Source organism: Cellulomonas hominis (genome assembly GCF_005239125.1).
Taxonomy (GTDB): Bacteria; Actinomycetota; Actinomycetes; order Actinomycetales; family Cellulomonadaceae; genus Cellulomonas; species Cellulomonas hominis_A.
In genome coordinates this window covers 1-7,548 of sequence record NZ_SZYE01000184.1, presented here as the reverse complement: position 1 = coordinate 7,548, position 7,548 = coordinate 1, and the positions used below count along the sequence as shown (strand labels likewise).

General features: G+C 75.3%; 7 protein-coding genes. 3 read left to right on the top strand and 4 right to left on the bottom strand.

Features of this window, described 5'->3' with window-relative positions:
* From FA014_RS16405 to FA014_RS16395, 3 genes are all read right to left on the bottom strand, one after another.
* Positions 1–198 (bottom strand): hypothetical protein (locus FA014_RS16405; protein WP_195969328.1); only part of this gene is annotated, 198 nt, incomplete at its 3' end.
* A gap of 32 nt (positions 199–230) precedes the next feature.
* Complete coding sequence (locus FA014_RS16400) at positions 231–1,007, bottom strand: electron transfer flavoprotein subunit beta/FixA family protein (protein WP_154730718.1); 777 nt, start codon at positions 1,005–1,007, stop codon at positions 231–233.
* 46 nt (positions 1,008–1,053) lie between these two features.
* Positions 1,054–2,196 (bottom strand): acyl-CoA dehydrogenase family protein, encoded by a 1,143-nt coding sequence (locus tag FA014_RS16395; RefSeq protein ID WP_154730717.1) that lies wholly within the window; start codon positions 2,194–2,196, stop codon positions 1,054–1,056.
* A gap of 191 nt (positions 2,197–2,387) precedes the next feature.
* On the opposite strand from FA014_RS16395, the gene FA014_RS16390 reads away from it, so the two are divergent.
* The 3 genes from FA014_RS16390 (at position 2,388) to FA014_RS16380 (ending at position 6,963) form a co-directional block, all read left to right on the top strand.
* The gene (locus FA014_RS16390) at positions 2,388–3,944 is read left to right on the top strand and encodes an acyl CoA:acetate/3-ketoacid CoA transferase (protein WP_154730716.1); all 1,557 of its coding nucleotides are present in this window, start codon (positions 2,388–2,390) and stop codon (positions 3,942–3,944) included.
* 72 nt (positions 3,945–4,016) lie between these two features.
* Positions 4,017–5,294, top strand: a complete 1,278-nt coding sequence (locus FA014_RS16385; RefSeq protein ID WP_154730715.1) for an L-lactate MFS transporter — start codon at positions 4,017–4,019, stop codon at positions 5,292–5,294.
* Positions 5,295–5,364: 70 nt separating this feature from the next.
* Entirely contained in the window at positions 5,365–6,963 is a 1,599-nt protein-coding gene (locus tag FA014_RS16380; protein WP_154730714.1) for a class I adenylate-forming enzyme family protein, read from the top strand.
* A 12-nt stretch (positions 6,964–6,975) separates the two neighbouring features.
* On the opposite strand, the gene FA014_RS16375 is transcribed toward FA014_RS16380, so the two are convergent.
* Complete coding sequence (locus FA014_RS16375; RefSeq protein WP_230323280.1) at positions 6,976–7,419, bottom strand: Fic family protein; 444 nt, start codon at positions 7,417–7,419, stop codon at positions 6,976–6,978.
* Positions 7,420–7,548: the final 129 nt, after the last annotated feature.

The window sequence follows — 7,548 nt, the reverse complement described above, 5'->3', positions numbered from 1 at the left end:
CGATCTCCCGGGCTCGCCGAGCCACAGCACCCGGTCGACACCGGACGCGGCGACCGCGTCGGCCACCGCCCGCGCGCCGGCGACGACGGCCACGACCGCTGCGCCCGGCGCCGCGGCCGCGCGGGCCACCGCGACCGGTCCTGCGACCGCCGCGTCGCCGTCCACCAGCACCAGGACGTCCTGCGTGCTCTCGTTCATCGTCTCTGCTCCTTCTGGCTGCGGGCCGGCGGTCACAGCGCGCCGGCGGCGCGCAGCGCGTCGACGAGCTCGGCGGCCGCGGCGGCCGGGTCGGCGGTGGTGATGACGTGCCGGCCGCGGGCGCTGGGCGCGGGGCGGGCGGTGCCGACGACCTCCGCGGCGGCGACCGGCGCCGGCACGTCGAGGCCGGCGAGCGCGAGCACGTCGGTGGGCTTCTTCGCGGCCCCGAGGATGTCCTTCATCCCCGGGACGCGCGGGACGACCGCGTCGGCGGCGACCGCGAGCACGGCGGGGCCGGTGACGTCGAGCACCTGCACGCCGCGGTCGGTGGCGCGCTCGACGACGAGGCCGCCGTCGGCCGCCTGCACGTCGCCCACGGCCCCGAGCCCGGGCCAGCCGAGGTGGCCGGCCAGCGTCATCGGCACCTGCCGGTCGCCGTTGTCCACGGACTCCGGCCCGGTGAGCACGACGTCCACGTCCCCGACGGCCCGGACGGCCGCGGACAGGACCGCGGCGACCGCGGTGCTGCCCAGGCCCGCGAGCGCGTCGTCCGCGACGAGGACCAGCCGGTCCGCCCCGCGCGAGAGCATGGCCTTGCGGGCCAGCGGGGTGTCCGAGGCGGCGGGCCCGACGGACAGGGCGACGACCTCGCCGCCGGTGGCGTCCGCGAGGCGGCGGGCCACCTCGAACGCGACGGGGTCGTGCTCGCTGACGGCGCTCTTGGACCGGCTCCAGTCGACGGTGCCGTCCGGGCGCACCTCGGCGTCCTGGGGGTTCGGCGCCCACTTGCAGGCGACGACGATCTTCATGGTTCTCTCCTCCGGCGGGCGGTGGTCGGTGGGGTGCAGCGGGTGCTCAGCTGTGGTCCTTGACGATCTGCCGGCCGGCGATGTGCACCATGATCTCGTCGGTGCCGCCGCCGAACCGGTGGCCGCGGATGTCCCGCCAGAGCCGGGAGACCCGGGTGCCGACCGTGACGCCGACGCCGCCGAACACCTGCATCGCCTCGTCCGCGACCTCGAACGCCGCCATCGCGCAGTACCGCTTGCACAGCGCGCCCTGGCTCTTCAGCGGGACGTCCCGGTCGAGCATCCAGGCGGTGCGCAGCACGAAGTTGCGCATGTTCTCGACCTTGATGGCCATGTCCGTCAGCTTCTGCTGGATGAGCTGGAACTGGCCGATCGGCTTGCCGAACTGCACGCGCTGGGCGGCGTAGGTGGCCGCGTCCTCGTAGGCGCACTCCGCCAGCCCCCAGCACTGGGAGGCGATGACGAGGCGCTCCATCTCGAAGTTCCGCATGAGCTGCTTGAAGCCGGCGCCCTTCACGCCCACGAGGCACGACTCGGGCAGGGTGACGTCGTCGAGGAAGATCTCGCAGGAGTCCGAGATGTGCCAGACGATCTTCTCGAGCGGGTTCGTCGACAGGCCGGGCGCGTCCATCGGCACCAGGTACATCGAGATCGCCTCGCGAGGGTTCGCGACGGCCGGGTCCTTGGCCATGAGCAGCAGGTACCGCGACTGCAGCGCGTTGGTGATCAGCGTCTTGGTGCCGTTGAACGTCACCACCCCGTCGTGGTGCACGGCGGTGGTGGACATCGCGGCGTTGTCGGAGCCGGCGCCGGGCTCGGTGAACCCGAGCGCGAACGGCACGTCGCCGGAGGCCAGCAGGCCGAGGATCTCCTGCTTCTGCTCCTCGGAGCCGAACTCGAGGATGTCCATCGCCTGCAGCAGCTCGAGCCCGTAGCCGTTGTTCAGGCCCTGCCGCGCGACCCGCGCCGCCAGCAGCACGAGCGTGGTGGCGTCGACGGGGGTGCCGCCGTACTCCTCGGGGAAGCCGAGGGACGCGAAGCCGGCCTCGTGCAGGGCCTTGCGGAACGCCGTCGGCGGCGTGTGCGTCGCGTCCAGCTCGGCGATGTACGACTCGGGGCACTCGCGCTCGAGCAGGTCGTCGAGGCTCGAGAGCAGGAGCTCCTGCTCGTCCGTCAGGCCGAAGTCCATGGTGCTGCACCCTCCTGGTGGTGGCGCCGGCTCGCGTCGTCGCGGCCGGGGCGGGCGGGGCGGTGGACCCCCGCGCTCCTCCATCGTGCGGTGGCGCCGGCGGCCCGTCCGAGGACGATGGTCCCAATTTCCGACTCTCTCAGTCCGAAATAGTCGGTCTCGCAGCACACTGCCGACGAAGGAGTCCGCCCGTGGCCCAGATCATCACCGCCGACGAAGCCGCCGCCCTGGTCCCGGACGGCGCCACCGTGGCCCTGTCCGGGTTCGGCCTGGCGTGCGTGAACGAGGAGACGATGGCCGCCGTCGAGCGCCGCTTCCTCGCCACGGGCGCCCCCCACGGCCTGCACGTCGTGCACGCGAGCGCCGTGGGGAACCGCCGCGACAAGGGCATGAGCCACTGGGGCCACGCCGGGCTGGTCCGGCGCTGGATGGGCGGCATCGCGATCGCCTCCCCCGCGTTCGCGCAGCTCATCTCCGAGGACGCGGTCGAGGCGTACAACCTCCCGCAGGGCGTCATCACCCAGCTCTACCGGGAGATCGCCGCGCACCGCCCCGGCGTCATCACGAAGGTCGGGCTCGGCACCTTCGTCGACCCGCGGGTCGAGGGCGCGCGGATGTCTGCCCGCACCACGGAGGACTACGTCCAGGTCGTGGAGCTGGCCGGCGAGGAGTGGCTGTTCTACCCGTCCTTCCCGATCCAGGTCGGCCTGATCCGCGGCACCGTCGCCGACACCCGCGGCAACCTGACGCTGAGCAAGGAGGGCCTCAAGATGGAGGTCCTGCCGATCGCCCAGGCGGTGCACAACTCGGGCGGCATCGTCATCGCGCAGGTCGAGTCGGTCGCCGAGGCCGGCTCCCTCGACCCGAACGACGTCACGGTCCCGGGCCTGCTCGTCGACTACCTCGTGGTCTCCGAGCCCGAGAACCACTTCCAGACCGAGAACACGCACTACAACCCGTCGTTCTCCGGCCAGCTGCGCGTCCCGCTGTCGTCCGTGGCGTCCATCCCGCTCGGCGAGCGCAAGGTGATCGCCCGCCGCGCCGCGATGGAGCTGCGCCGCGGGGCGGTGCTGAACCTCGGCGTCGGCATCCCGTGCGACGTCGGCTCGGTCGCCGCGGAGGAGGGCGTGAGCGACGTCGTCCTCGGGACCACCGAGGCCGGCGCGGTCGGCGGCGTCCCCGCCGGCCTCAAGGACTTCGGCCACGCCTGGAACCCCGAGGCGCTGGTCGACCACCACGCCCAGTTCGACTTCTACGACGGCGGCGGCCTCGACGTCGCCGTGCTCGGGCTCGCGCAGACCGACGCGCACGGCAACGTCAACGTCTCGAGGTTCGGGAGCCGGGTCGCGGGCTGCGGCGGGTTCATCAACATCTCCCAGTCGGCCCGCACGCTCGTGTTCGCCGGCACGTTCACCGCCGGCGGCCTCGAGACCGAGGTCCGCGACGGCACGCTGCGCATCGTCACCGAGGGCCGGGCGCGCAAGTTCCTCGCCGACGTCGAGCAGATCACGTTCTCCGGTGCCGTGGCCACGAAGGCCGGGCAGCGCGTGCTGTACGTGACCGAGCGCGCCGTCCTCGAGCTGCGGGACGGCCGGATGACCGTCACCGAGATCGCGCCCGGGATCGACCTGCAGCGCGACGTGCTCGACCTCATGGACTTCGTCCCGGACGTCGCGGCCGACCTCCGGACGATGCCCGCCGGGCTGTTCTCCGAGAAGTGGGGCGGGCTCGCCGACCTCGTCGGCTGACCCGTCCCGGCACCACCGCCCCCGCACCACCTCTCCCGCGCCACCCCTTCTCGCCGGAAAGGCACCACCGCCATGACCTCGACGACGACGTCGACCCCTCCGATCAACCGCTGGACCGTGCTGTGGTCCTCGGTGGCCGTGCTCATGTGCACGGGTGCGATCTACGCGTTCTCCGTGCTCGCCGGCCCGCTCAGCGAGGCGCACGGCTGGACGATGCCCCAGGTGATGATGGCGTTCACCATCAACGCGGCGGTCGGCCCGATCCCGATGATCGTCGGCGGCGTCCTCACCGACCGCGGCTGGACCCGCTGGCTGGTCCTCGTCGGCGGCCTGATGTTCGCCGCCGGGTTCGCGCTCACCGGTGCGGCCTCGTCGCTGACGGCGCTGTACCTGTCCTACGGGGTGCTCGCCGGCCTGGGCCAGGGCCTGGCGTACTCGGGCTGCCTCGGCAACACGATGAAGCTGTTCCCCGACCGCCGCGGCCTGGCCGCCGGTCTCATCACCGGTGGCATGGGCGCCGCGTCCGTCATCGCGGCCCCGGTCGCGAACGCGATCATCGCCGGCCCCGGCGTCCGGTCCGCGTTCGTCTGGATGGGCGCCGCGTACGCCGTCGTCGTGGTCGTCGCCTCGCTGTTCGTGCGCGCCGCGCCGGTCGGGTTCACGCCCGCCGGGTGGACCCCGCCCGCGGGCCGCCCCGCCCTCGCCGTGCCGTGGCGGCGCACCCTGGCCACCCCGGTGTTCTGGGCGATCTTCGTGATGATGGCGTTCGGCGCGTTCTCCGGGCTGATGATCGCGTCCAACGCCTCGCCGATCGGGCAGAACATGTTCGGCCTGACGGCGGCGACCGCCGCGGTGTTCGTCTCGGTGTACTCCGCCTGCAACGCCCTGGGCCGCGTGCTGTGGGGCGCGGTGTCCGACCGGCTCGGCTACACGACGGCGCTGTCGATCATCTACGGGGTCGTGGCGCTGTGCCTGCTCGTGCTCGTGCTCGTGTCCTCGACGGCCGGGTTCGCCGTCGGCATCATCGGCCTGGGGCTCTGCTTCGGCGGCGTCATGGGCGTGTTCCCCGCGCTGACGATGACGAACTTCGGCCCCCGCTACCAGGGGGTCAACTACGCCATGGTGTTCGTCGCGTACTCGGTGTCCGCGTTCTTCGCCCCGCGCCTCGCGTCCGGCATGGCCGCGGACCGCGGCGGCGACTTCACGGTGCCGTTCGTGGTCGCCATCGTGCTCGCGCTGGTCGGCGTCGGCCTGGCCACCGCGTTCCGCGGCATCCAGCGCTCGCACCTCGCCCGGATGAGCGCCGCCTCGCCCACCGCGCCGACGCCCGCCCCCGCGGCGGCCCGCTGACCCGCCCGCCCGTCCCCGGCCGGCCCGCCCCCGCGGGGGCGGGCCGGCCGGGCCGCACCCGGAGGAGCCGATGCCCGTCGACCTGAGCACCGCCGCCGCGCTCGAGCAGGTGGCGGTGCACGACCCCGCCGCGCCGAGCCTGGTGTACGGCGCGACGGTCACCCCCGCGGCGGAGCTCGCGGCGGCGGTCCGCGCCCTGGCGGACGCCCTCGGCGCCGCCGGGGTCGCGCCCGGGGCGCGGGTCGCCCACGTCGGCCGGAACTCCGCCGCGCTGCTCGTCACCGTGCTCGCCTGCGCGTCGCTGCGGGCCGTCGCCGTGCCGCTCGGGTTCCGCGCCTCGGCCGCCGAGCTCGCGGGGCTCCTCGACCGCTGCGAGCCGTCGGTGGTCGTGGCGGAGCCGGCGCACGTCGCCGACGCCGACGCGTGGCCGGGGGCGGGGGGCGCCCTCCGCGTGCAGGTCGACGACGACCCCCTGGCCGGCCCGCCCGCGCCCCGCCCCGGCTGGCGGCCGTGGTCCGCGCTGCTCGCCGCGGGCGACCCGCAGGCGCCCGCCCGGCACCGGGCGCGCCCGGACGACACCGCGCTGCTGCTGTTCACCTCCGGGTCGTCGGGCCGGCCCAAGGGCGTCCCCCTCACGCACGCCAACCTCTGGTGGAGCGCCGTCGGGGCCGACGCGGCGTTCGGCACCGGCCGGGGCGGGACGACCCTCGCGGTCGCGCCGATGTCGCACATCGGCGGCCTGAACGGGCTCGCGCTGCGCACGCTCGGGACCGGGGGCACCGTCGTGGTCCGCCGGGCCTTCGACGCCGACGCCGTCCTGGCCGACGTCGCGCGGCACCGGGTCTCCTCGCTGTTCGGGGTCCCGGCGATGTACGCCGCGCTGGCCCGGTCGCCGTGGTTCGCGGGGGCCGACCTCAGCAGCCTGCGCACGGCGCTCGTCGGCGGCGCCCCGCTGCCCGCGGCGCTGCTGCGCCGGTACCTCGACCGCGGTGTGCCGCTGCTGCAGTCGTGGGGCATGACGGAGACGGCGCCCGCCTGCACCTGCGTCCCCCGGGACCGCGTCGCGGACCGGGGCACCACGGTCGGGCAGCCGCTCGCGTTCGTCCGGCTGCGCCTCGTCGACCCGCGCACCGGCGCGGACGTCGAGCAGCCCGGGGAACCGGGCGAGCTGTGGGTGTCCGGCCCGCAGGTCGTCGCCGGCTACTGGCGCGACCCCGCGGCGACCGCCCGGGCGTTCCCCGAGCCGGGCTGGTTGCGCACCGGGGACGTCGCGGTGCGCGACGTCGACGGCGGCTACCGGGTCTGCGGCCGGATCGGCGACGTGATCAACACGGGCGGGGAGAAGGTGCACCCGGCCGAGGTCGAGGCGGCGCTCGACGGCTGCCCCGGCGTCGGGCAGTGCGCCGTGGTGGGCGTCCCGGACGAGGCCTGGGGCGAGACCGTCGCGGCCGTCGTCGTCCCCGCACCCGGGACGGTCCCGGACCTCACCGACCTGCGGACCCACGCGGCGCGCACCATCGGGCGCCACAAGCTGCCGCGCCGGCTGGTCCTGGTCGACGCGCTGCCGAGCACCGGCACGGGCAAGCTCGACCGCGCGCGCGTGCGGGAGCTGGCCCGGGCGGACGGGACCCACGCGGAGCACCTCCGGTCGGGGTCCGCGGAGGTGTGACCCCCGCCGCGCTCAGGCGGCGGGTCCCAGCCGACCCGCGAGGACCGCGTCCGCGACCGCCCGCGCCTCCCCCGCGCCGGCCACCACCGCGTCGGCGTAGCCGGTCAGCCACGCGGCCACCCCGTCCGGGGTCCCGGTGGCGAACCGCGCCGCTCCCGCCAGGTACGGCGGCAGCGCGGCCGCCCAGGTCGGCTCGGGCAGCACCGCGCCCGTGGGGTCCAGCCCGCGCACCGCGAGCAGCACCCGCGCGGCCGCCCGCGCCACCACCCCGTTGCCCTGGGCGAACGGCCGCAGCGCGAGCACCTCGCCGTGCACGACCGCGGCGACCAGCAGCGCCGGCGCACGCGTCGAGGAGACGGTCCGGGTCAGCAGCGCGACCCGCGCCGCCGCCGCCGCGCCGTCCGGCGCCTCGCCGAGACCGGTCAGGTCCTGCGGGAACGCGCCGGCGCCACGCAGCGCCACGGACGTCGTCGCGGGCGAGGCCGGCGGCATCACCCAGCACATCGGCGCCTACCAGGTGCGGACCGAGCACGAGGGCCAGGACCGGGCCATCACGTTCATCGACACCCCGGGTCACGAGGCGTT